The sequence below is a fragment of the Corallococcus sp. AB030 genome (assembly GCF_003668965.1).
In the GTDB taxonomy this organism is placed as follows: Bacteria; Myxococcota; Myxococcia; order Myxococcales; family Myxococcaceae; genus Corallococcus; species Corallococcus exiguus.
Map to the genome: position 1 here is coordinate 1 of NZ_RAWQ01000507.1, position 429 is coordinate 429.

Genomic DNA, 429 nt, shown 5'->3' on the forward strand with positions numbered 1-429 from the left:
TGCTGCTGGTGTGCACGCACGGCAGGCGGGATCTGTGCTGTGCGGTGTGGGGTCGACCATTGGCCTCTGACCTCTCGAAGGAATGGCCCAGTGATTACGTGTGGGAAACCTCCCACACCAAGGGGCACCGCTTCGCACCAGCCACGATGCTCCTGCCCGGCAACTACTCCTACGGGCGCAACGCGGCGAACTCCGCCAGCGAAATCCTCGAGCACGCGCAGCGCGGGGAGCTGTGGCTGCAGGGCAACCGCGGACGAGGCGTGTGGGACAGCCCGGGTCAGGTGGCTGAACTGGCGGTGGGTCGGATGCTTCACGACGCCAGCGAGTCCGTTCCCCTGGCCGGATTGCAGGTGGAACCTCCTGAAGAGCAACCGCGGGAAAAGAGGCGAGTCACCCGCGAAGTGCACGATGCGACCAAGAATCGCAGGT

1 protein-coding gene is annotated in these 429 nt (G+C 65.5%); it reads left to right on the forward strand.

Annotated features, from left to right (window positions below; translation table 11 throughout):
- Positions 1-59: 59 nt before the first annotated feature.
- The coding region (locus D7Y15_RS43830) for a hypothetical protein (RefSeq protein WP_233605342.1) at positions 60-429 on the forward strand (370 nt) is incomplete at its 3' end.